Genomic DNA, 757 nt, shown 5'->3' with positions numbered 1-757 from the left:
CACAAAGCCCGCTCATGTTTAGCGGGCTTTATTTTTATCTAGATTCAGATGACAGCGGTAATCACGTAACCACTGATGTTCAACCTTCTCTCCACGCTGTTCAAAAAACTTAGCGTTTTGCTGTTTGAACTGATCAACTTTAATATCCGCGATTGGCCAATGGGCAAAATCTTCCGTAATGAAAGACTCATCAACGCCAAATTCTAGCGAATCTAAATGCTTACCTATGTAACGGTAAAAATAACTCTGTCCGACGCTATCACACACCATTGGCACATGCGCCATTCGCTGGCGATTCACTGATACGGATGCCCAAGTTGTGGCGTTCGGTTTGCAAGTTTTCTCCTGCACAACATCGATTTCAAACTTGTTGTCTAACGTCGTAGATACAAAAACGACGATCGCATCGTCAAGGTAAACTCGTCTTAACAAGAGCTGTTTGGTGTCGTGCGTTCGCGCCTTTTGGATACCATTAGAAAACGGCTCAAAGTGCGCCCAGTGCCACCCCCACTCCATCCCCCGAGGTGAAAACTTGATTTGTGGTAATGTCATCCAAGCAACAGCACTCGCAAACCCCAACAAAAACAGCGTCAACATTAAAGCAAGTCGGTATAAATTGCGCATTTAAAGTGGTTCTTCAATCAGTAACTTAATTCCTAGCGCAACAAGCACAGCACCTGTTACTCCTTCCATCCATTTCATAAAGCTGGCATTTTTGAGCAAGTTCTTTGCTGAGTTTAAAGCCCCCGCCAAGCCA

General features: G+C 44.6%; 1 protein-coding gene and 1 pseudogene. Both read right to left on the bottom strand.

What is annotated here, in order from left to right:
* Nucleotides 1–18: 18 nt before the first annotated feature.
* Nucleotides 19–624, bottom strand: coding sequence for a threonine transporter RhtB (locus R7Z49_RS24585; RefSeq protein WP_318112314.1), 606 nt, complete (start codon nucleotides 622–624; stop codon nucleotides 19–21).
* Nucleotides 625–757, bottom strand: a pseudogene (locus tag R7Z49_RS24580) (LysE family translocator); the annotation flags it as partial.

Origin of the sequence: Vibrio sp. 1562, assembly GCF_033340155.1 — a bacterium.
Classification (GTDB): domain Bacteria; phylum Pseudomonadota; class Gammaproteobacteria; order Enterobacterales; family Vibrionaceae; genus Vibrio; species Vibrio alginolyticus.
This window is presented reverse-complemented; position numbering and strand designations above follow the sequence as displayed.

What these genes read in the sequence shown, in the direction of transcription:
- R7Z49_RS24585 (WP_318112314.1), bottom strand. Translation starts at nt 624, where the DNA reads ATGCGCAATTTATACCGACTTGCTTTAATGTTGACGCTGTTTTTGTTG.